Source organism: Providencia sp. Marseille-Q8014, from assembly GCF_965112055.1.
On the sequence record NZ_CBCOPT010000001.1, the window covers coordinates 3,788,333 to 3,810,326 of the forward strand.

Annotated in this window: 20 protein-coding genes; 7 read left to right on the forward strand and 13 right to left on the reverse strand. The window is 42.6% G+C overall.

Annotated elements, in window-relative coordinates; genetic code table 11:
• Positions 1 to 54: 54 nt before the first annotated feature.
• Both ftsH and rlmE read right to left on the reverse strand, forming a co-directional pair.
• Entirely contained in the window at positions 55 to 2,031 is a 1,977-nt protein-coding gene (ftsH, locus tag ACWPW6_RS16865; protein ID WP_154622853.1) for an ATP-dependent zinc metalloprotease FtsH, read from the reverse strand.
• A gap of 57 nt (positions 2,032 to 2,088) precedes the next feature.
• A complete protein-coding gene (gene rlmE, locus ACWPW6_RS16870) occupies positions 2,089 to 2,718 on the reverse strand; it encodes a 23S rRNA (uridine(2552)-2'-O)-methyltransferase RlmE (protein ID WP_154622854.1) in 630 nt (209 codons plus the stop codon).
• Between the two features lie 207 nt (positions 2,719 to 2,925).
• Here rlmE and yhbY point away from each other — a divergent pair, with 207 nt between their 5' ends.
• Positions 2,926 to 3,219, forward strand: a complete 294-nt coding sequence (gene yhbY, locus ACWPW6_RS16875; RefSeq protein WP_154622855.1) for a ribosome assembly RNA-binding protein YhbY — start codon at positions 2,926 to 2,928, stop codon at positions 3,217 to 3,219.
• Positions 3,220 to 3,337: 118 nt separating this feature from the next.
• On the opposite strand, the gene greA is transcribed toward yhbY, so the two are convergent.
• Complete coding sequence (greA, locus tag ACWPW6_RS16880) at positions 3,338 to 3,814, reverse strand: transcription elongation factor GreA (RefSeq protein ID WP_154622856.1); 477 nt, start codon at positions 3,812 to 3,814, stop codon at positions 3,338 to 3,340.
• 260 nt (positions 3,815 to 4,074) lie between these two features.
• Here greA and dacB point away from each other — a divergent pair, with 260 nt between their 5' ends.
• The gene (gene dacB / locus ACWPW6_RS16885) at positions 4,075 to 5,523 is read left to right on the forward strand and encodes a serine-type D-Ala-D-Ala carboxypeptidase (RefSeq protein ID WP_154622857.1); all 1,449 of its coding nucleotides are present in this window, start codon (positions 4,075 to 4,077) and stop codon (positions 5,521 to 5,523) included.
• Between the two features lie 75 nt (positions 5,524 to 5,598).
• On the opposite strand, the gene cgtA is transcribed toward dacB, so the two are convergent.
• The 3 genes from cgtA to rplU all read right to left on the reverse strand — a co-directional run bounded on the left by cgtA (position 5,599) and on the right by rplU (position 7,487).
• Entirely contained in the window at positions 5,599 to 6,771 is a 1,173-nt protein-coding gene (gene cgtA, locus ACWPW6_RS16890) for an Obg family GTPase CgtA (protein ID WP_154622858.1), read from the reverse strand.
• A 130-nt stretch (positions 6,772 to 6,901) separates the two neighbouring features.
• Entirely contained in the window at positions 6,902 to 7,159 is a 258-nt protein-coding gene (gene rpmA / locus ACWPW6_RS16895) for a 50S ribosomal protein L27 (RefSeq protein WP_004915755.1), read from the reverse strand.
• Positions 7,160 to 7,178: 19 nt separating this feature from the next.
• The gene (rplU, locus tag ACWPW6_RS16900; protein WP_004915752.1) at positions 7,179 to 7,487 is read right to left on the reverse strand and encodes a 50S ribosomal protein L21; all 309 of its coding nucleotides are present in this window, start codon (positions 7,485 to 7,487) and stop codon (positions 7,179 to 7,181) included.
• Positions 7,488 to 7,823: 336 nt separating this feature from the next.
• Here rplU and ispB point away from each other — a divergent pair, with 336 nt between their 5' ends.
• On the forward strand, positions 7,824 to 8,795 hold the full coding sequence (ispB, locus tag ACWPW6_RS16905; RefSeq protein WP_154622859.1) for an octaprenyl diphosphate synthase: 972 nt from the start codon (positions 7,824 to 7,826) through the stop codon (positions 8,793 to 8,795).
• A gap of 25 nt (positions 8,796 to 8,820) precedes the next feature.
• Here ispB and ACWPW6_RS16910 read toward each other — a convergent pair whose 3' ends face one another.
• Both ACWPW6_RS16910 and ACWPW6_RS16915 read right to left on the reverse strand, forming a co-directional pair.
• Positions 8,821 to 9,183 (reverse strand): DNA-binding protein, encoded by a 363-nt coding sequence (locus ACWPW6_RS16910; RefSeq protein ID WP_154622860.1) that lies wholly within the window; start codon positions 9,181 to 9,183, stop codon positions 8,821 to 8,823.
• 146 nt (positions 9,184 to 9,329) lie between these two features.
• Positions 9,330 to 9,677, reverse strand: a complete 348-nt coding sequence (locus ACWPW6_RS16915) for a DNA-binding protein (RefSeq protein ID WP_154622861.1) — start codon at positions 9,675 to 9,677, stop codon at positions 9,330 to 9,332.
• A 517-nt stretch (positions 9,678 to 10,194) separates the two neighbouring features.
• Between ACWPW6_RS16915 and ACWPW6_RS16920 the strand changes: the two genes are divergently transcribed.
• The gene (locus ACWPW6_RS16920) at positions 10,195 to 10,467 is read left to right on the forward strand and encodes a helix-turn-helix domain-containing protein (protein WP_154624537.1); all 273 of its coding nucleotides are present in this window, start codon (positions 10,195 to 10,197) and stop codon (positions 10,465 to 10,467) included.
• Between the two features lie 79 nt (positions 10,468 to 10,546).
• Here ACWPW6_RS16920 and mdh read toward each other — a convergent pair whose 3' ends face one another.
• Complete coding sequence (mdh, locus tag ACWPW6_RS16925) at positions 10,547 to 11,485, reverse strand: malate dehydrogenase (RefSeq protein WP_154624536.1); 939 nt, start codon at positions 11,483 to 11,485, stop codon at positions 10,547 to 10,549.
• Positions 11,486 to 11,924: 439 nt separating this feature from the next.
• Here mdh and argR point away from each other — a divergent pair, with 439 nt between their 5' ends.
• Positions 11,925 to 12,395: a transcriptional regulator ArgR gene (gene argR / locus ACWPW6_RS16930; protein WP_154624535.1), complete on the forward strand. Its 471-nt coding sequence runs from the start codon at positions 11,925 to 11,927 to the stop codon at positions 12,393 to 12,395.
• A 184-nt stretch (positions 12,396 to 12,579) separates the two neighbouring features.
• Here argR and mpl read toward each other — a convergent pair whose 3' ends face one another.
• Entirely contained in the window at positions 12,580 to 13,959 is a 1,380-nt protein-coding gene (gene mpl / locus ACWPW6_RS16935; RefSeq protein WP_249999446.1) for a UDP-N-acetylmuramate:L-alanyl-gamma-D-glutamyl-meso-diaminopimelate ligase, read from the reverse strand.
• 301 nt (positions 13,960 to 14,260) lie between these two features.
• Between mpl and fbp the strand changes: the two genes are divergently transcribed.
• Both fbp and ppa read left to right on the forward strand, forming a co-directional pair.
• A complete protein-coding gene (fbp, locus tag ACWPW6_RS16940) occupies positions 14,261 to 15,268 on the forward strand; it encodes a class 1 fructose-bisphosphatase (RefSeq protein WP_154624533.1) in 1,008 nt (335 codons plus the stop codon).
• Positions 15,269 to 15,479: 211 nt separating this feature from the next.
• Positions 15,480 to 16,010 carry an inorganic diphosphatase gene (gene ppa, locus ACWPW6_RS16945; protein ID WP_154624532.1) on the forward strand — a complete coding sequence of 177 codons (531 nt, stop codon included), beginning with the start codon at positions 15,480 to 15,482 and terminating at the stop codon, positions 16,008 to 16,010.
• A gap of 106 nt (positions 16,011 to 16,116) precedes the next feature.
• On the opposite strand, the gene ACWPW6_RS16950 is transcribed toward ppa, so the two are convergent.
• The 3 genes from ACWPW6_RS16950 to tamA are packed head-to-tail and all read right to left on the reverse strand — an operon-like array spanning position 16,117 to position 21,980.
• Entirely contained in the window at positions 16,117 to 16,467 is a 351-nt protein-coding gene (locus tag ACWPW6_RS16950) for a gamma-glutamylcyclotransferase family protein (RefSeq protein WP_154624531.1), read from the reverse strand.
• A gap of 3 nt (positions 16,468 to 16,470) precedes the next feature.
• The gene (gene tamB / locus ACWPW6_RS16955; protein ID WP_249999447.1) at positions 16,471 to 20,241 is read right to left on the reverse strand and encodes an autotransporter assembly complex protein TamB; all 3,771 of its coding nucleotides are present in this window, start codon (positions 20,239 to 20,241) and stop codon (positions 16,471 to 16,473) included.
• Positions 20,238 to 21,980 carry an autotransporter assembly complex protein TamA gene (gene tamA / locus ACWPW6_RS16960; RefSeq protein WP_163863204.1) on the reverse strand — a complete coding sequence of 581 codons (1,743 nt, stop codon included), beginning with the start codon at positions 21,978 to 21,980 and terminating at the stop codon, positions 20,238 to 20,240. The genes tamB and tamA overlap by 4 nt, the downstream gene beginning before the upstream one ends.
• Between the last annotated feature and the right edge of the window lie 14 nt (positions 21,981 to 21,994).

Consider the following 21,994-nt stretch of genomic DNA (forward strand, 5'->3'; position numbering starts at 1 on the left):
TAACGTAAAAAACCCCAGAGACCTGGGGTTTTTCTATATAGACTTCACGATAGCTTACTGAGGTTTGTTATCGTTTGTATTATCTGGTGAATGCGATCCACCTTCACTGTCTTTTGGTTCTTCAGATTGTTGAGGTTTTTCCGTATTGATTTCAGGCTTTGATGCGCTTGCACCAGTACCAAAGGAACCCGTTACGTTACTTACCTTTTTATCTTCATCCCAACCTGCTGGCTCACGCACTGGACGTCGATTCATCAGATCATCAATCTGAGGCATATCGATAGTTTCATATTTCAACAATGCATCTTTAGTTGCATGCAAAATATCAATATTGTCTGTTAACGTTTTATAAGCCAACTGATAACAGTGGTCTAAGATAATTTTAATTTCTTCATCGACAATGCGAGCGGTTTCATCAGAAATGCCAGAACCATTACCAGAAGAACGACCTAAGAACGCTGGACCTTCCTCTTTAGAATACTGCATTGGACCTAAACGATCTGAGAAGCCCCATTGTGTGACCATGTTACGTGCTAAGTTTGTCGCAAACTGAATATCAGATGACGCACCGGTTGTGACTTTTTCACGACCATAAATCAACTCTTCTGCGATACGACCCGCATATGCCGTTGCAATCATCCCTTCCAGTTTTAGGCGGCTACGGCTGACTTCATCCCCTTCAGGTAAGAAGAAGGCCACACCGAGCGCTTGTCCACGAGGAACAATAGTCACCTTATGAACAGGGTCATGTTCAGGCATTAAGTGACCAACAATCATATGCCCACCTTCATGATAGGCGGTTGATTCTTTTTGTTCTTCCGTCATCATCAGAGAACGACGCTCAGCACCCATCCAAATTTTGTCACGCGCTTTTTCAAACTCAACCATCGAAACAACACGTTTATTTGCACGAGCGGCGAATAAAGCGGCTTCGTTAACTAAGTTTGCTAACTCAGCACCCGAGAAACCCGGTGTCGCACGAGCTAAGATAAAGGTATCAACACTTGGGTCGATAGGAACACGACGAATATGAACTTTTAAAATTTGTTCACGACCACGAACATCCGGTAGTCCAACAACAACCTGACGGTCGAAACGGCCTGGACGCAATAATGCAGGGTCAAGAACATCAGCACGGTTGGTCGCAGCAATAACGATAATCCCTTCATTGCCTTCGAAACCATCCATTTCAACCAACATTTGGTTCAATGTCTGTTCACGCTCATCGTGACCACCACCTAAACCGGCACCACGTTGACGACCTACAGCATCGATTTCATCGATGAAAATAATACAAGGCGCGGCTTTTTTCGCTTGTTCAAACATATCACGAACACGAGATGCACCAACACCCACAAACATTTCAACGAAATCAGAGCCTGAGATGGTAAAGAAGGGGACTTTTGCTTCACCAGCAATGGCTTTAGCAAGCAACGTCTTACCCGTACCTGGAGGGCCTACCATCAAAACGCCTTTAGGAATTTTACCACCCAGCTTTTGGAAACGAGCAGGTTCACGGAGGAAATCAACGATTTCACCGACTTCTTCTTTTGCTTCATCACAACCTGCAACATCCGCAAAAGTTGTTTTGATTTGATCTTCCGTCAGCATTCTAGCTTTGCTTTTACCGAATGACATCGCTCCCTTACCGCCACCACCTTGCATTTGGCGCATAAAGAAGATCCAGACACCGATTAGCAGAAGCATTGGGAACCAGGAAATAAAGATAGTTTGCAGAAAGCTAGGTTCTTCTGGTGGCTCACCAACGACAGTTACGTGCTTATTTAGTAGCGTGTCTAACAGCTTCTCGTCCTGCATAGGAAGATAAGTTGTATAGCGGCTATTATCAGCTTTTCTGACGTTTAATTCACGACCTGTGATACGAACTTCACGTACCTGATCCTGGGCTAACTCATTGATAAACGTAGAATAATCAACTCTGCGATTATTCGAATCGCTTGGGCCAAAACTCTGGAACAAGGACATCAGAACAACTGCGATGACTAACCAGAGAATCAGGTTTTTCGCCATGTCACTCAAGGGATTAACCTCATATTACAACTGTGTTAACAAATAACGTTCAGGGTACTACAGTTTTAGCCCTGTCGCTACAATGTATACTTCACGCGATCGTGCCCGCGAAGATTCGGGTTTACGAACTTTTACCTTCGTAAATAGGGAGCGGATATCCCTGAGGTACTCGTCAAAGCCTTCTCCCTGAAACACTTTAACAATAAAACTTCCCCCAGGTGCCAGCACAGCACGGCACATATCCAATGCTAACTCAACCAGATACATCGATCGAGGTATATCGACCGCGGGAGTCCCACTCATATTGGGAGCCATGTCAGACATGACTACCTGGACTTTTTTATCACCAACCCGCTCTAACAATGCTGCCAACACTGCTTCTTCACGAAAATCCCCTTGAAGGAAATCAACGCCGACAATCGGGTCCATAGGTAAAATATCACAAGCAATCACCCGGCCATTATTGCCTATTTGGCTGACAACATACTGTGACCAACCTCCGGGTGCTGCCCCCAAATCAACAACGGTCATGCCTGGTTTAAAAATTTTATCACCTTGCTGGATTTCATCCAGTTTAAACCATGCACGTGAGCGAAGCCCTTTCTTTTGTGCTTGCTGAACATATTTATCACTAAAATGTTCTTGCAACCAGCGACTTGAGCTTGCCGAACGTTTTTTATTGGCCATTGCATTTTCCAACTATACTAATAGAACACATCTATCCCCACTATTTTTCAAACTACATGACTATTCATCACTTCACAGACATGTAACACGAATTATTTTGGGTATTCATTGTTACTTCTTTACCATCCGACAGAGATTAATTGATGGTGATAGATATCAGATGGCGGTAGAATAAGCCATTTTCAATACTAACGAAGTAAAAAATCGATGAATCTTAACAAAAAACAAATCCAGCACCTGAAAAGCCTTGCTCATCACTTAAACCCAGTTGTTATGATTGGCAACAATGGATTAACTGAAGGCGTATTAGCAGAGATTGAACTTTCATTAGCTCATCATGAGCTTATCAAAGTCAAAATCGCAGGCGAAGATCGCGAAACTAAAAATTTGATCGCGGCGGCAATCGTTCGCGAAACGGGTGCTGCTAATGTACAAATTATAGGCAAGATACTTGTTCTCTACCGTCCATCGGCTGAGCGCAAAATTATTTTACCTAAATAATCACCCTTAATTTATATAAAAATGCCATTGAAGGCAGCTTTTATATGAAGAAAAAGGCCGCTAGCGGCCTTTTTCGCTAATACAGTAAAATAATATAACCAATTCAGTGAAATAGGAATCAGATATACTCAACTTTAAGAATTTCGAACTCAACATCACCGCCTGGGGTTTTAATCACAACCACATCATCGAGTTCTTTACCTATCAACCCGCGTGCAATCGGTGAATTGACAGAGATTAGATTAATTTTAATATCTGCTTCATCATCACCCACAATACGGTAAGTCAGTTCTTCATCTGTATCAACATTCAGAACAGTTACTGTTGCACCAAAGATCACACGACCATTATTTGCCATTTTAGTGACATCAATCACCTGAGCATGGGAAAGCTTTGATTCGATTTCTTGAATTCGACCTTCACAGAAACCCTGTTGTTCGCGCGCAGCATGATATTCTGCGTTTTCTTTCAAGTCACCGTGTTCACGAGCTTCGGCAATTGCTGCAATAATTTCCGGGCGGCGGACAGATTTAAGATGATCGAGCTCTTCTCGTAATTTATCTGCACCCAATACCGTCATTGGAATCTGTTTCATTGATAAATACCTCTGTTTCAATCCTATCTAAAAATAAGTATCTTCCTGATTTTTGTAACAACAGCACACTACCCCCCGTAAGAAAAAAGGGGGCGTTCGAACAATACACAGGCCGTGAATGACTCTTTAGTAACCATTCACACACTTATCTTATCACAATGCTTGCCATTCTAACGTAGAGTTAATAGCGGGTCATCGTTTACTTTTTCAGGCATTACACTTTAGTATGTACAGTATGTCTACCCTAATGCGTGAAATTTATGCCGTTATTAACACTCACCAGAAAATGGATCATCACTTTAGGACTTGTTTTGGCGACAGGACAAGCAGTTGCTATTCCGATTGATGATTATAAACAATATTTACCCGATGGTACTAACCTCGCTCTGGTTGCGCAAAAAGTCGGTAGCGATACGCCTATTATTGATTACAACGCACAGCAAATGGCACTGCCTGCTAGTACTCAAAAAGTCGTTACTGCACTCGCTGCACTTTTACAGCTTGGCCCTGATTACCGTTTTGTGACCAACTTTGAAACGGACGCCAAATTAAGTGGTAATACATTAACGGGCGATCTTGTTATCCGCTTTAGTGGCGATCCAACGCTCACTCGCCAGCAGATTCGCAATATGGTGAATGCATTAAGGCAGTTGGGGATCCACAAAATAGAGGGGGATCTCATTGTCGATATTTCGGCATTTACCAGCCATGATAAAGCGCCAGGCTGGGTGTGGAACGATATGACACAATGCTTCAGTGCGCCCCCTGCTGCGGCTATTATCGATAGAAACTGTTTTTCGGTCTCACTTTACCCCGCCCAGAAAGCGGGTGATATGGCCTATATCAAGGCTGCGAGTTTCTACCCCGTTAATATGTTTAGTGAAGTCAAAACATTAGCCCCAGGCGCTCCTGAAGGTCGCTATTGTGAACTTGACGTCGTGCCGGGCGAGTTAAATCGTTATACCTTAACAGGGTGCCTAGCTCAACGCAGTGAACCTCTACCACTCGCGTTTGCTGTACAAAATGGGGCTAGCTATTCTGGCGCTATTGTTAAAAATGAACTACAAAATGCAGACATTGAATTAACCGGTCATGTGAAAAAACGTACGCTACCAACAGCGCCATCACAGGTTTTAGTCAAAACGGAATCACAGCCACTGCATGATCTGCTCAAAGTCATGCTGAAAAAATCTGACAACATGATTGCTGATACCGTATTTCGTACTATCGGGCGTGACTATTATGGTGTCCCCGGAACATGGCGCTCCGGCTCCGATGCGGTTAGACAGATTTTAAAGCAGAAGGCAGGCATTGATTTAGGAAACACCGTGATGGTCGATGGCTCAGGCTTATCACGCCATAACCTAATTACGCCTGCAACTATGATGGAAATTTTACAGTTTATTGCCAAAAATGATCAGCAACTTGATTTTATTTCGATGCTGCCTCTTGCAGGACACGATGGCACGTTACGCTATCGTGGTGGGTTAGATGAAGCGGGCGTCAATGGCAAAGTTTCAGCAAAAACAGGTGCGTTACAAGGAGTCTATAACCTTGCTGGCTTTATAACTACTGCCAGTGGTCAACGAGTCGCCTTTGTACAATTTATTTCTGCCTATGCAGTACCACAGAATCAACAACGTAGTCGACGTGTTCCTTTGGTGCGTTTTGAAAGCAGACTCTATAAAGATCTTTTCCAAAAAAATTGATCACCTAACATGATCAAGACAAATAAAAAGGCGCGGTAATAAGCATCCGCGCCTTTTTCATATCAGTCGATTGACTTATTTTTGATAGATGATTTCGACACCTTCGTCATCATCTTCATCCCAATCGTCATCCCAATCATCCAGATCTTCGGCACCCTCTAGTTGCTCTTTGTGGTAGTCATCCCACATAAATTCAACTTTTTCAGGTTGTTTTTCATCTTCAGTGACGGCCATATCACGTGGTTGAGTTTCCATAAACTCCATGATATCCCAGCACAGGGCTTTTACGCCTTCATGATTCACCGCAGAGATCATGTAGTATTTGTCTTCCCAGCCCATGGCTTTGGCAATTTCAGCCGCACGCTTAGCAGACTCTTCAGGGCCAAGAATGTCGACTTTGTTAAAGACCAACCAGCGTGGTTTTTCAGCGAGTTTTTCACTGTATTTTTCGAGTTCGCTAATAATGATCTTCGCATTTTCTACTGGATCAGATTCATCAATTGGGCAAATGTCGATTAAATGCAATAAAACACGACAACGCTCTAGGTGCTTAAGGAAACGGATCCCTAGACCTGCGCCTTCAGCTGCCCCCTCGATCAATCCAGGAATATCTGCAACCACAAAGCTTTTTTCGTTATCCATCCGTACGACACCGAGACTTGGCACTAAGGTGGTGAATGGATAATCTGCAACTTTTGGCTTTGCAGCTGATACAGAGCGAATAAAGGTAGACTTACCTGCATTCGGCATCCCTAACATACCGACATCTGCCAAGAGCATTAATTCTAACATCAGTTCACGCGTTTCACCTGGAGTACCCATCGTGCGTTGACGTGGTGCACGGTTAACTGAAGATTTAAAACGGGTGTTACCTAGGCCATGAAAACCGCCCTTAGCAACCATTTGACGCTGTTCATGGCGCGTCATATCACCCAGTACCTCACCGGTACCAAGATCGCGTATACGCGTTCCTACAGGGACTTTAATCGTGATATCTTGACCACGCTTACCGGTACAGTCACGGCTTTGTCCATTTTGCCCACGCTCAGCGCGGAAAGATTTTTCAAAGCGATAATCGATGAGTGTATTGAGGTTCTCATCTGCTTGCAGGTAAACGTCACCGCCGTCACCGCCGTCACCGCCGTCAGGTCCACCTTTTGGAATATATTTTTCACGACGGAAGCTGACACAACCATTGCCGCCATCTCCCGCCACAACCAAAATCTTGGCTTCATCTACAAATTTCATAATTCTTTCTCCGTATGATAGCCATTATAGTGCTGGATGGCCGCGTTACCCAGAGATGGCGTATTTTGAATATAAAAAGCCCCGCAAAAAGTTTTTGCAGGGCTTTAATTCGAATTAAAAGTCAGAAAACTTATTCAGCTTCGATGCTGATAAATTTACGATTTTGAGGACCTTTAACTTCAAATTTAACTTTTCCGTCCGCTAAAGCGTACAGAGTGTGGTCACGGCCACAACCTACGTTGTTACCTGCGTGGAACTTAGTACCACGTTGACGAACGATGATGCTACCTGCTAATACAGCTTCGCCACCGAAACGTTTTACACCCAGACGTTTTGCTTCTGAATCGCGACCGTTACGAGTCGAGCCGCCAGCCTTTTTGTGTGCCATTAATCTGCTCTCCTAAATCTTAAGCGATGCCAGTGATCTTAACATCAGTGAACCACTGACGGTGACCCTGTTGTTTACGGCTGTGTTTACGACGACGGAATTTGACGATCTTAACTTTATCGCCACGACCGTGTGCAACCACTTCCGCTTTCACTTTTACGCCTTCAACGACAGGAGCGCCAATTTTGATATCGTCGCCATTAGCAACCATCAGAACGTGATCAAATTCAACAGTTTCACCTGTTGCGATGTCCAGCTTTTCTAGGCGGACAGTTTGACCTTCGCTAACTCGGTGTTGTTTACCACCACTTTGGAAAACCGCGTACATATTAACTCCGCTTTCCGCGTACTCGCTAAATAATTTAATTCCAGAGTACGCTATAAAATATTCACAATAGGGCGCGAATTCTACGCAAAAAAGCGTCAGAACACAAGCCAATAATGCAGTTAGATCACAAAAAAACCGACTTTATTTATTCCATGCACAGGTTAGCCGCTAAATTATGATGAATAACTCGAATTGTTACTTATTTAAACATTTTTTGCATTACAACTAATTATCTTAGAAATATTAATGTTATGCTTACAGGATAACTGTTTTATTGGCGGCACCTTTTTTTAGCAACAGGTGACGGCTAAAATCTTATAATATGAATAAATTACGATGAATTTAGAATCTATTGTTGAACTAACTACAGAGGATATGTCAGCGGTTAACGAGGCAATCCTCAGTCAATTGAATTCAGACGTTGCGCTCATTAACCAGCTTGGTTATTACATTGTTAGCGGTGGTGGGAAAAGGATCCGTCCAATGATCGCAGTGCTGGCAGGACGATCTCTTGGCTATTCCGGGCATAAACATATTCAAGTTGCTGCCCTGATCGAGTTTATCCATACAGCCACTTTATTACATGATGATGTGGTCGACGAATCGGATATGCGCCGTGGCAAACAAACTGCCAATGCTGTTTTCGGCAATGCGGCAAGCGTACTGGTAGGAGACTTTATTTATACTCGATCCTTCCAGATGATGACGGATCTTGACTCTATGCGCGTATTGAAGTTGATGTCAGAAGCCACAAACGTCATCGCAGAAGGTGAAGTTTTACAGCTAATGAACTGTAACGATCCGAACATTACTGAAGAAAACTATATGCAAGTGATCTACAGTAAAACAGCCCGCTTATTTGAAGCTGCTGCACATGCTTCGGCGATTTTAGCCTCTGCAACTCCCGAGCAAGAGAAAGCCTTACAGGACTATGGCCGTTATTTAGGTACAGCCTTTCAATTGATTGATGATCTGTTAGATTATGATGCCGATAATACGCAACTCGGTAAAAATACGGGTGATGATCTTGATGAAGGGAAACCAACGCTTCCTCTTCTGCATGCAATGAATCATGGCACTGAAGAAGAAGCTAAATTGATCCGCCAAGCGATCGAGCAAGGTAATGGTCGTCATCTGCTAGAGACAGTACTCGCTACCATGAAACGTTGTGGCTCGCTCGAGTATACTTATACCCGCGCACAGGAAGAGTCGCAAAAAGCCATTGATGCCTTAAGTGTTCTCGATGATTCAATATACAAAGAAGCGCTTATTGGTCTTGCTAACGTCGCGATTTCACGTCATTCATAGTTCTCTATGCCATTAGGGGATGAAATTATTCTTCCCCTTTTTCTTCTTGTTCTATTCGAGCGAGCAATGATGATAAACCATAGCGCAAAATATATTTAACGATTTTATTGCGCTCAGCCTCTGTCAGTTGGTAATACGCGCCCGTCCATATTTGTAAAGCATCCATCCTTTGGCTTTGATACCCCACAGAAGGTTCCGCAAGACTCAGTTGACCCTGTATTTCTCCAGGCAAGCTATCTAAATGATATTCTACAGCTTTACCTTGAACACCACGCTTACGACGATTTTTCCATCCTTCCCTTCTCGCCATTAAATTAACGCCTTGGGGGGAAGTTGGTAAGCCTTCTAAACCTGCTAATTCTTTCGCAGTGAACCACATTTTTTTCATATTATCTCTTTCGAATTTATATGATGAAATCTGCCGTTGAGGCTATATCTAGAACTATATCTCTACCTTGTTAACAAAGAATTAATTGAGCTTAAATATAAGTATTCTTCATTAATTAATTACATCAGACCTCTTTTTAAGGTAGGTCATTTTTTATTTATTAAATCCACTAATGCTATTACCCCTTCGCGCATAATAAATGCCAAAATGGCGCTGCGCTCTTCCGGTGAAAGCTGGTAATATATTTCCTGCCAAATAAATGCATTATCATTATGTTTTACTTGATATAATGCAGGCGTCTCATAAACAGAAAAGGAATCAAATAAACCTTCAGGTAAACTATGAATATGATATTCCAACGCCTTTCCTTGAATACCTCGCCGTTTGCGGCATAGCCAGTTTTCCCGACGAGCCATCGCATTTATCCCCTGAGTTGTCATTGGCAGTCCCTTTAAACCAACTAACTCTTTCGCTGTTAACCACTCTTTTTGCATACTTGACCCTCCTGGTCATTATTTACAATTCAATAATAATTGCTGAAAAATGTGCTTATTTTCTCAATAACCTTATTCTCATTTGTTTTTATTAAAACTTATTATTAATTAATATATGAGTTATACATGTAAAGTGTATTTTAATTTCTTTTAATAACAACAAATTGAGTTGAAATCAGCATACAATTCTCTTTTTTTGCTGAATAATATTTATATATTATTAGTAGTTATAACTATAATCATTAATATGCCATTTCCCTCAGATAACTATAAGTAGTTAGTTTTTATTTTCAATATGTTAGATGTACCCACAAATATATTTGCTAACGCTTTCTAATATTTCACAAAAATAGAATCCCTTTCATAAAACTGAATTTTTAGAAAAAATTAGAAATATTTTTGGGAAATTTCTGTTATTTTATTTCCAATAACAGGACGATTGCAGTGAATGTATCACAAAGTCCTGTTAGATGTACTACTAACTCTACATGATTCTGAGTAAAAAAAGGACTAAAAAATGATCTTACGGAAATCGGATTGGCATCCAGCAGATATAATTGCCGCATTACGTAAACGCGGAACAACTCTAGCAGCAATATCTCGACATGCGGGTTTAAGCTCTTCCACACTGGCGAACGCTTTATCTCGCCCTTGGCCAAAAGGAGAATGGATTATTGCAAATTTTCTTGAAATCCACCCATCAGAAATATGGCCAAGCCGCTATTTTAATCCCATTACAGGTGAATTATTAGAAAGAAAGATAAGAGAAAAAGTATCAACATCACGCTAAAAACCAATAAAAAAAACCGCTGACCCAATTCGTTAGGAGCAGCGGTTTTCTTAAAATTCAGTAAAAAACTGAGCGACAATTAGCCGTTAATGAATTTTTCGCCTAGTTCGATATCTTTTTTCAGTACATCTAGCATATCTTTCAGTGCTTTTTGTTCAAAATCACTTAATTTACCGTAAGAGATGTGCTCTTCAATCCCGTTTTTGCCTAAACGAACGGGTTGAGCAAAGAAACGGGCATGTTCACCTTCGCCTTCAGTATAAACACACTCGATCACATTAGGTTCACCTTGCAGACCGCGGATCAGAGAGAGGCCGAGACGTGCAGCTGCTTGACCCATAGACAGGGTTGCAGATCCACCACCTGCTTTTGCTTCAACAACTTCAGTACCTGCGTTTTGAATACGCTTAGTCAGTGCAGCAATTTCCTCTTCGGTGAACTCAACACCTGGAACTTGAGATAATAAAGGTAGGATCGTGACGCCTGAGTGACCACCAATGACAGGCACTTCGATTTCATGAGGTTTCTTACCTTTCAGTTCTGCAACGAAAGTATTCGAACGGATAATATCCAGCGTTGTCACACCAAACAGACGGTTTTTATCATACACACCTGCTTTTTTCAGTACTTCAGCAGCAATAGCCACTGTCGTGTTAACAGGGTTAGTAATGATACCGATCAAGGCTTTTGGACAGGTTGTCGCAATTTGTTGAGTCAAATTACGAATAATACCAGCGTTAACATTAAACAGGTCTGAACGATCCATACCTGGTTTACGAGCAACACCAGCTGAGATCAGTACAACATCGGCACCTTTCAGTGCAGGGGTCGCATCTTCACCTGAAAAACCAACCACTTTCACATCAGTTGGGATATGGCTAAGGTCTGCAGCAACACCCGGAGTTACTGGTGCGATATCGTATAGAGAGAGTTCTGAACCTGCTGGAAGCTGGTTTTTAAGAAGAAGGGCCAGAGCTTGACCAATACCACCTGCTGCGCCTAGAACTGCAACTTTCATTCTGAAACTCCTTTATTTGTACTTTAAAAAGTATATGGATTCATCTTGTTATGCATTAAACACATTACTGATAAAAAACAATTCATTAACAGATGTTGAAGCATATTAAAGTTAATACGCTTACGTACTCATTTTATCTATTCTAAACAAAATCCTTATCTGTTAATGAGATAAGGGGCACTTTTTTAACAAATAGTTTTTATCACTATTGACCTTTACATAATAAATAGTTTTTACGGATTTGTTACAAATAATACATTAGCGCATTTTTTTCTGTGCGAATTGAGTGTTTCACGCTAAAACCATCTCCGCATTGAGTGCTCGATTCATAAAGGCAGATCGTTCCTGTACACGAAACCATCATAACGCAATTTTGTTGCATAAAAATTCACATTTACGGATAATACAACTTAATTTATTGTCATAGGATGGGTTAATTATGCGTACACCGTCTAAACAAGAAGACTTGGTTAAAGCTTTTAAAGCTCTACTTAAAGAAGAAAAATTTAGCTCTCAGGCTGAAATTGTGATCGCACTGCAAGAGCAAGGCTTTGAAAATATCAACCAATCAAAAATTTCCAGAATGTTAACTAAGTTCGGTGCCGTTCGTACTCGTAACGCTAAAATGGAAATGGTTTACTGTTTACCTACTGAACCCGGTGTTCCTACTGCCACCAGCCCACTAAAAAACCTTGTACTTGATATTGATTACAATCACTCTGTTGTTGTGATTAGAACCAGCCCAGGTGCAGCGCAGCTGATCGCACGTTTACTGGATTCTTTGGGGAAAGCGGAGGGTATTTTAGGTAGCATTGCGGGTGACGATACTATTTTTTCTACGCCAGCGAATAATTTCACCACTAAAGAGCTTTATGAAGCGATCCTTGCGCTTTTTGATCAAGAACTCTAAGACTGTTGTCACTCAGGCGGGAAGCCTCTCGCCCCTTCTTTCACATCGATGCGGTCACTGTAGTCGTCAATTCTGACCTTATCTCATGACCGCCCGATGATCATCTGCAATAAAAAAGCAGCTTCAGAAGTGACTCAACCAATGAAACACTTTCGTTAAGCTGCCTTTTTTATTAAGGCTTATTTTAATTTTCGCCTTCGGCTTCGGATTTCTTTTTAAGTCCCGCAAGCAATTTACCGTGGATATCACCAAAACCACCATTACTCATGACCAAAATATGATCACCTGGCTGTGCGGTCTCAATCACCATGTTCGCTAACGCTTCAATATCAGAACTCCAACGTGCAGGTTGCACACAATTTTCAGCGATTTCAGTCACCATCCAAGGAATATTCGCAGGTTGGAAGAGAAACACTTCATCAGCACGGCCTAATGATGGTGCAATATCGTTTTTACTGATCCCCATCTTCATGGTATTTGAGCGAGGCTCAAGTACCGCAATAATCCGTGAAGTACCGCCAACTTTACTGCGTAACGCTTCTAAGGTCGCTAAGATTGCCGTTGGGTGATGAGCAAAATCATCGTAAACACTCACGCCATATTCAACACCCCGTAACTCTAAACGACGACGCGCGTTAATAAACTTATGTAATGCTCGACACGCTTCTGCTGCGGGAACACCAACATGATGTGCGGCTGCAATCGCCATTAACGCATTATGGATGTTATGGTTGCCGACTTGTGACCAAATAACGTCGCCCACTTTTTCTTGTTGGTAGAAAACTTCAAAATGGCTTCCATCATGGTTTAATTTATTAGCTTGCCACTCTCCATGTTCACCAATAAATTCTTGTTCACTCCAGCACCCCATTCCAATAACCTGTTTCAGATTTGAGTCATTATCGGGCATAAAAATTTTGCCGTTACTCGGCACAATGCGGACGAGATGGTGGAATTGCTTTTGGATAGCTTCAAGGTTGTCGAAAATATCAGCGTGATCAAATTCGAGATTATTCAACACTAAGGTTTTTGGGCTGTAATGAACGAATTTCGAGCGTTTATCAAAAAATGCACAATCGTATTCATCCGCTTCAATCACAAAGAAAGGACTTTCTCCAATTTGAGCAGAGGCCTCAAAGTTTCCAGGTACACCGCCGATCAGAAAGCCGGGCTTATAACCACAATCTTCTAATATCCATGTTAACATGCCCGCTGTGGTTGTTTTACCGTGTGTTCCTGCTACGGCAAGCACCCAGCGCTCGGGTAAAACATGGTCATGTAACCACTGAGGGCCCGATGTGTAAGTTAGGCCTTTTTCTAATACCGCTTCTACACAAGGGTTACCGCGTGTCATCGCATTACCGATAACAACCATATCCGGTGCAGGTTCAAGCTGGCTAGGGTCATAGCCCTGAATGAGTTCAATGCCTTGTTTTTCTAGCAATGTACTCATCGGAGGGTACACGTTTGCATCGGAGCCTGTCACTTTATGCCCGAGCGAACGAGCCAGTATTGCCAAACTACCCATAAACGTACCGCAGATACCCAGAATATGTATGTGCATTATTTTCCATCCAATAGCATGAGGTTTATCATTATTCTACCCATCAATGTTAGGTTTATATAGACCAAAAATTCGAATTCTTACCACAACAAAAAATGCAGAGTATTCCCAAAATCATTCAAGCGACAACACGCGGCAAGCAACAACAATTTTAAGGGGGCATACGCAAGTATGTGACTCAGGTAACAAAACTCAGCCCATAACGCTGCGATAGCAAGTATGAAGGGTATAGATAAACTCCCCGCGCAAGGGTACAATTCCCCCCTGCAAACCTCTGTCAATTATATTCAGGACCTTCGTCATGAAAACATTAGGCGAATTCATCGTCGATAAGCAACAAGATTTTCCTCATGCAACAGGAGAGCTGACCGCACTACTGTCAGCAATTAAACTGGGCGCTAAAATTATCCATCGTGATATTAACAAAGCTGGACTGGTCGACATTCTAGGCACAAGTGGTGTTTCGAATGTACAAGGTGAAGTCCAGATGAAGCTTGACCTGTATGCAAATGAAAAATTAAAAGCAGCTTTGAAAGCTCGCGGGGAAGTTGCCGGTATTGCCTCTGAAGAAGAAGATGAAATCGTCATTTTCGAAGGTGATCGTGCAGAAAACGCGAAATATGTCGTATTAATGGATCCATTAGATGGTTCTTCTAATATCGATGTAAACGTTTCCGTCGGAACAATCTTCTCTATTTACCATCGTATTACCCCAATTGGTCAGCCTGTGACTGAAGCCGACTTCTTGCAACCAGGCCATCGCCAAGTGGCTGCTGGCTACGTCGTTTATGGCTCATCCACTATGTTGGTTTATACAACTGGTTGTGGTGTTCATGCCTTTACCTATGATCCATCACTTGGCGTATTCTGCCTGTCTCACGAAAAAGTGATGTATCCAGCGGAAGGCAAAATGTATTCAATCAACGAGGGTAACTACATTAAGTTCCCTATGGGGGTTAAGAAATACATTAAGTACTGCCAAGAACAAGACGAAGCAACAGGTCGTCCATACACGACGCGCTATATTGGTTCACTCGTTGCGGACTTCCACCGTAACTTGCTCAAGGGAGGTATTTATATCTACCCAAGCACAGCGAGCCACCCAAATGGTAAATTGCGTTTACTATACGAATGCAACCCAATTGCCTTCCTTGCTGAACAAGCAGGTGGTAAGGCTAGCAATGGTCGTGACCGTATTTTAGATATCGAACCAAGTGAGCTTCACCAACGCGTACCCTTTTTTGTCGGTACCGCATCGATGGTGGAAAAAGCAGAATCATTCATGCGTGAGTTCCCTGACGCTGAATAACTTGATTTCTTACGCTAAGGCGGGGGTTATCCCGCCTTTTTTGTTCTCTTTATTCAGCTTTTTTTTATGAATAGCTTACCAACTAGTGAGTTTTGTCCCTCTTTACGGCTATAATACCCCCCACGCTATGGACCAAAATAGGTTAGATTGTTTAGATATGATCTAATATATTGATGGACATATTAGTTTTTAACATAAAGGATACTTTTTCATGGGCCTGAACAATGTACCGGCAGGTAAAGATCTGCCAGAAGATATCTACGTTATCATCGAAATCCCTGCTAATGCAGATCCTATCAAATATGAAGTTGATAAAGACTCTGGCGCTCTGTTTGTAGATCGTTTTATGTCTACAGCGATGTTCTATCCATGTAACTATGGTTACATCAATCACACGCTGTCTTTAGATGGTGATCCTGTTGATGTGTTGGTACCAACACCTTATCCATTACAACCAGGTTCCGTTATTCGCTGCCGTCCAGTTGGTGTGCTGAAAATGACAGATGAGTCTGGTGAAGATGCTAAATTAGTGGCAGTACCGCACACTAAACTAAGCAAAGAATACGATCACATTAAAGACGTAAACGACCTGCCTGAATTGCTACGTGCACAGATCACCCATTTCTTTGAACACTACAAAGATCTCGAAAAAGGCAAATGGGTTAAAGTTGATGGTTGGGATAATGCTGAAGCGGCTAAAGCTGAAATTATCTCTTCTTTCGAACGCGCAGCTAAAAAATAATTCCCTTTTCTGGGGAAATGAAAGGTGCTAACGGTAACGTGAGCACCTTTTTTGTGGATATGAACAAACAAAAATGCCGGCAACGATGACGTATACCGGCATTTAACTACTCTTCTTCTTCGTGGCGCTTGAGCCAATCACCAGACTTAATTTTGCGTAAGCCTTCAACAGAATGCCGATACAGGTAAATCCAAGCATTACCATATGGCGTAGGGATTAACTCACGGACATAGTCTTGCGAATTTTTCTTTAATTCGTCTAATTCAGTCAGAATAGACGGATTGATGCGATAAACTTCGCATTCAATCACACCTTCACCTTTAATAACCGCTGGATAATAGCCAAGGTCATAAAGCTCATAGCCTTCTAAGCTATGCTCTCCTAGCAACTGAGCATAAGTCATCCAGTGATGATTCCCTTGCTTGCGCCTTAAACTGCCATAAACAATTACACGCATATTTTAAAACTCAAATTGATAAAGAAGATCCAAGGCCTGATTGACACCAGACACTGCTTCCAAATATAACTTCGGCATTAATCGATAACGTAACGTTAACGTTGCCAATGAATCAAATATACCAACACCATACTTAATTTGTAGGTCGTTAGTAATTTTTCCACTCACCACGACTTGAGATTTATCACCAACCCCTTGCGTATCGAGTGCCAAATCAGAGACTCCAAATGTTTCGCCAATTTTACCGACAAGTTGGCCACTTTGCGCAACGCCGAGTCCAATTAGCATCGATGTCATTTGTGAACCATTAGCATCTCCGCTTTCTAATCCTTCCCCGCGTAGCAGATAGGATAAAGCTTCTTGCTGTGTTTTGGCTGGCTCAGAGAATATCTCGACTTTTGGCTTGTCTGCAAGTCCTGTGACCTTAACACCTGCAATAACATTATCGGCAGTGTTATCTGGATTACGAATTGCTTCTAAGTTCAAGAATGGTTGATCCGCAGGTCCCGAGAACTGTATCTGACCTTTACGTACGATCAGATCCTGCCCATAAGCGCGGAAACGCCCCGATGGAATATCGATCTGTCCATTAAGGCTCAGACCTTGTTTGTTTTGTAATACCTTTAACATCCCCGTCAAACGGGCTTTCAGGCCAAAAGCATCCAACTGAACATCATTACCAATCTTAATATCCAAGTTAGTTTGAATTGGAATTGGCGTGCTGGTTTTATCGATAGGTTTCAAGTCGCTATCTAACATGACCACATCTGAAGATGCACCAACGGCAGATTCTGGTAGCTCTTGTACCGTAATCCTCGCCCATGGAATTGTCACGCTACCATTTAATGTCAGTAACGTCGGTGACGCTTCAAACACAATATCAGGCTGTACATCAACTTTAACCATTGGAGGCATGGAAACACGTAAGTTATTACCGACTGCCATCACTTTCGCTCGCCATGCATCAACTTTACGCCAATCTGCATCACCGCTGATATTGAGATAACCTTCTGGCGTATTGATTTGCCCTGTCATTACGGAACTCGTGCCATTAAAGGCAATCCCTAAGTTACCGCTTTTAATATCAAACGGAATCAATGATGATTTGATTTCCAAACCGGAAAGCGCCAAGTTACCGTTGAGCAATGGATTATTTGCCGTTCCCCCAAGGCGTAAGTTGGCATTTAAATCCCCATTTGCGACTTCTTTTTCACCTAATAATGGCTTAATCAGCGCTAATGTAATGCGATTGATCTCAACATTACCTGAAAGCTGACGTCTCTTTTCTAGATCCGCAATTTGTACACTGCCTTTCAATTGACCATTATTGGCGATTTTGAATAACCAATCCAAATTGGCTTTACCATTTTTCAACGCCGCACTTAACGTCAAGGTATCAAACTCTAGCGGTATCCAAGTACCATCAACTAACTGAACGGCTTTAACACCATCGCCTTTGAGATCCACTTTCGCTTGTGGCAAGCTACCATCATCTTTCCAAATAACATTCGCCTTACCACTAAACACACCGCGAACACGTGTTTCATCCGTGAGGAAGGGTTTCAACATTGCAAGATCAAAACGTTCTAGCACAATATCCGCGCTACCGTTTTTACCTGCTTTAATTGGTTTTGGCACACAAAGGCGCGCATTGATATTCACCCAGCAATGGGTACCAATCGTCACTTCTTGAGTTTGATTTGCATAATCAAGAGCCATGGCCTTGCTGAGTTTCCATTCACCAACGGGGGTTTCAAACAAGGTATTACTCAGGTTGCCTTTCCAAACCTCAGTTTGGCGATCAAACCCACCTGCTAATGTTAGATGGCCAGAGACGGGTTCTCCACTCACATCCAGCTTTAAGGTATGTTGCTTTTCGCTACCTTTCGCATCCAAAGTTAAGCGACTGATGACGAGGTCAGCTTGTTTTAACTGGCGAACAACGACGGATAAGTCACCTTTGATCTGTTCACCTGAAGCCACTTTACCTTTGATAACAACATTATCGACAGACAGCTCTTTTTGCCATCTTACGCCACGAGCTGTTAAATCCGCCAATATTTCAGGCGCTTGCAGGTCACCTCGTAATTTAACATCACCGATAATCACCCCACCAAGGCCCGGCAATATGCCATCTAATCCCGGCGCATTGATTTTCGTGTCTAAATTCCATTTATCTGATAGGTTTCCTTTAACATCAAGGTGGTTTTTTCCGAGTGAAAGTTTCAGCGCTGGAATATTCCACTGTCCAGCAGCATTACCAGTCGCCTCACCTCGCGCTTTGAGTAAGTTATTCTTAACATTACCATCTAACGTAATTTCAGGTATTTGTAACTGCCAGCTGCCACCATAAAGGCTACCCCGGGTCGCAATCTTACCATCGACTTTTGCAGGCCATTCCGGCCATTGCTTAGCCGTATTGATACCTGATAAGGTCAATACGGCATTCCAACTGATTGCTTTGCTCCAATCAGCGACACCCGTAATATCAGCATTACCCTGTAAAGCCGCTAATCGCAGACGAGTAATATTGACTTGCTCTTCATTCCCTTTCGCATCCAACATCAATGTGGATGGTGGAATTTCCTGCCCAGTTATCGCTGAGCGAAGAGATAAATCATAAGCAGAAGGTCGGCCATTCAAACGTAAACGTGTACCATCAAGTTGATATTGAGCATCACCCACTAATGGCCAACTCAGTTTCTGGCTTTCTAACGTTAACTGAATAGGTAAGTCAGCTTGGGCAAGATCGGCTTGAGCCGCTAAGGTTGCGTTCACCGGTCCACTTAAGTTCAGTGCGAGTTTTAGCTCCTCAAGTAACCCACCTTTGAGTGATAAATCGACTTTTTGACCATCAAGGTCTTCTAGACGGCTTTCCCCAGTAATCGACAGAGAAACAGGCCATTTATCAGCTAATGTTGCTGTTCCCGATAAGGCAAGGTGACCTTGGGGCGAATCAACCGTAAATTTCTTCAGTAGGACATTTTGCCCATCATTTGAAAGCGTTAAATTCAAGCTATTGATCACAACGTCCGTCGCGCCCGTTAGCTGTAAATTCGAACCGTTGATCCCTTCAACATTTAAATCGACAGGAAGGATCACTTCCGGTAATTCCGCCAGTAATGGTTTAGCGAACAGTTCCTTCAGCGTTTCGCCAATCGATTTTTCTTCTCCAACAGGAACTTCTGTCACGGGTTCATCTGACTGCGGTTCTTCGCTTACTGGCAGATTAATCGCTAAATTAATCACATCCGTGGGTGCTAATGTCAGTGCTTTTTGCTGCCAGTGAATACCTGTCTTAAACTTTTCGAGGTCAATCGCCATCCCATCAACATTAACTTTGGTTGATGTTAATTGTAATTGATTGAGATTAATCGTGAGTGGTGCATTCAATTCGGTTAATGGCTCAGAAGGCGGCGTTTCTTCTGAAGGAGGCATTTTTGAGGTATCAACATTGACGATAACATTTTCAGTCGAAAGATCATCAATGCAAAGCTCGCGACTAGTCAAACAGCCTAAACGTAATGCAAGATGCAGTTTTTCTGCATCAACATCGACGCCCGGCATTTGGTATTTTACCCCAGCCAAGGTCAGATTATTGATATCCCCATCAATAGAGCGGATCTCTAGCCCAGGTACAAAACGTGTCGCACTATTAAGTGCAAAATGGAGGCCTGATTGCGTACCCAATACCCAACTTAGTGCGGCAACAATCAAGATCAATACAAGTAAAACGGCAAGAGCTGTCCATTTTAACCACTTCATCCATTTCATAGTTCAGTCCCCAAGCCGATATAAAATTGTATTTTATTATTATCAGGATCCCCGATCGGGGTCGCTAGGTCGAATTTTATTGGTCCTACCGGAGAAACCCAGCGGACACCAACACCAGCCCCCGTTTTAAAATCACTTTTCTTAATATCGTTAACGGCTTCACCACTATCAATAAACACAGCACCCCACCAGTTACCCGTGAAGTTATAATCGTATTCAATGGAACCCACGACCAGTTTAGATGCCCCTGTTAGTTTACCTTTGCTATCCTCTGGTGAGATTTTTTGGTAACCATAACCACGTACACTGCCATCACCACCGGCAAAGAAACGTAAGTCTGGTGGCACCTTGTCAAAATTATTCGTTTCAATCCACCCTAAATTTCCTCTGAATACAAAACGATGGCCTTCCCATGGGGAGCGGATCCACACTTGCTTAGTTTGCAATACAAGAAAATCGATATCGGAACCCCAAATTTCATTCGAATAATCAATAGAGTAACGCTGACTGTCCCCCCAACTTGGCATCACACCACCACGTTGGCGAATTCGGCTAACATTAGCCCCAGGATAAAGCAACATCGTGGTATTCGTGACATCCGCTTGGGTAAAGTGGCTCAACATCCAACGCATGTTCACGCCATATTGCCAGCCGCTGGAATAATCCCAATTACGTGACACGTTTAGGGTCGTCGTATCGGACTCTGTATCGTTTAAGTCAGTACGTTTATACCCCCCTTGAACCGCATAATATTGTTCTAAAGGATTGGCTTTAAGGGGGATCTTATAGCTAGCATCAATAATCTGTTCAGGCTGCGATAAACTGATATTTGAGGTAATACTTTGCCCTCGCGAGTTTACCCAAGGCCTATTCCATGTTGCTTTAACGCGAGGACCAACGTCAGTGGCATAACCACCACCTAATTCAACGAAGTTTTTTGCACGAGGAACCATCACCCCTTCCATCGGCAACAGGTCAGTGTGCTCTTCCCGAGCTTTAGCGATATTGGGAGTCACAATGGCGGAAGTAAACCAACCCGTTTCCACTAATCGGCGGTTAAATTCGGCCAGTTGTTCTGAAGTGTAATATTCACCTTCTTTAAAAGGCGCGAGGTTGTTCAGATAATCAGTGCGGATTTGAGAACCTTCATAGGAAATGTCACCAAATCGGTAACGCTCACCACTATTAAAGTCAAAGTCCCAATAAGAGGCATGGTGATCAAGTGATATGCCTAGTTGGCTTTTTTCCATGATCGCATCAAAATAACCTTTACGGATCGCAAGCCCACTAAATTTACCTTTAAAGCTTTCATATTCGCCATCATTCTGGATCGTACCGATCTTAGGTGTGTTATTTTTTATCATTTTTGCATAGTCAGGGTCGTTTTTCGCTCCCCCTTCTAATGTAATATTAACACCTTGTACTCGAACAGGTTCGCCCAGTGTGACTTTCGCCGTTAATACGGAACGTGCTGGTGGCTTATTTTCTTGATAAGTGAACTCAATTTTAGGCTGATAGTATCCAAGTGGTTTCAGACCTTCCTCGATTGCTTTTGTGACACGAGCACGAAAGCGACCATTAGGCACCACTTCATCCTGAGAAATATTAGAAAGCTGAACACGGACGTTCTGATTAGGTTGCCCTTCAAGTCCTTCAATATTAAGGCGTAGATTTGCGCTATACGCAGCAGGAACTGTCGCCATTAAGGTTAGAAAACAGATGATAGGGTATTTTGACACGCCCGCTCCTAAGA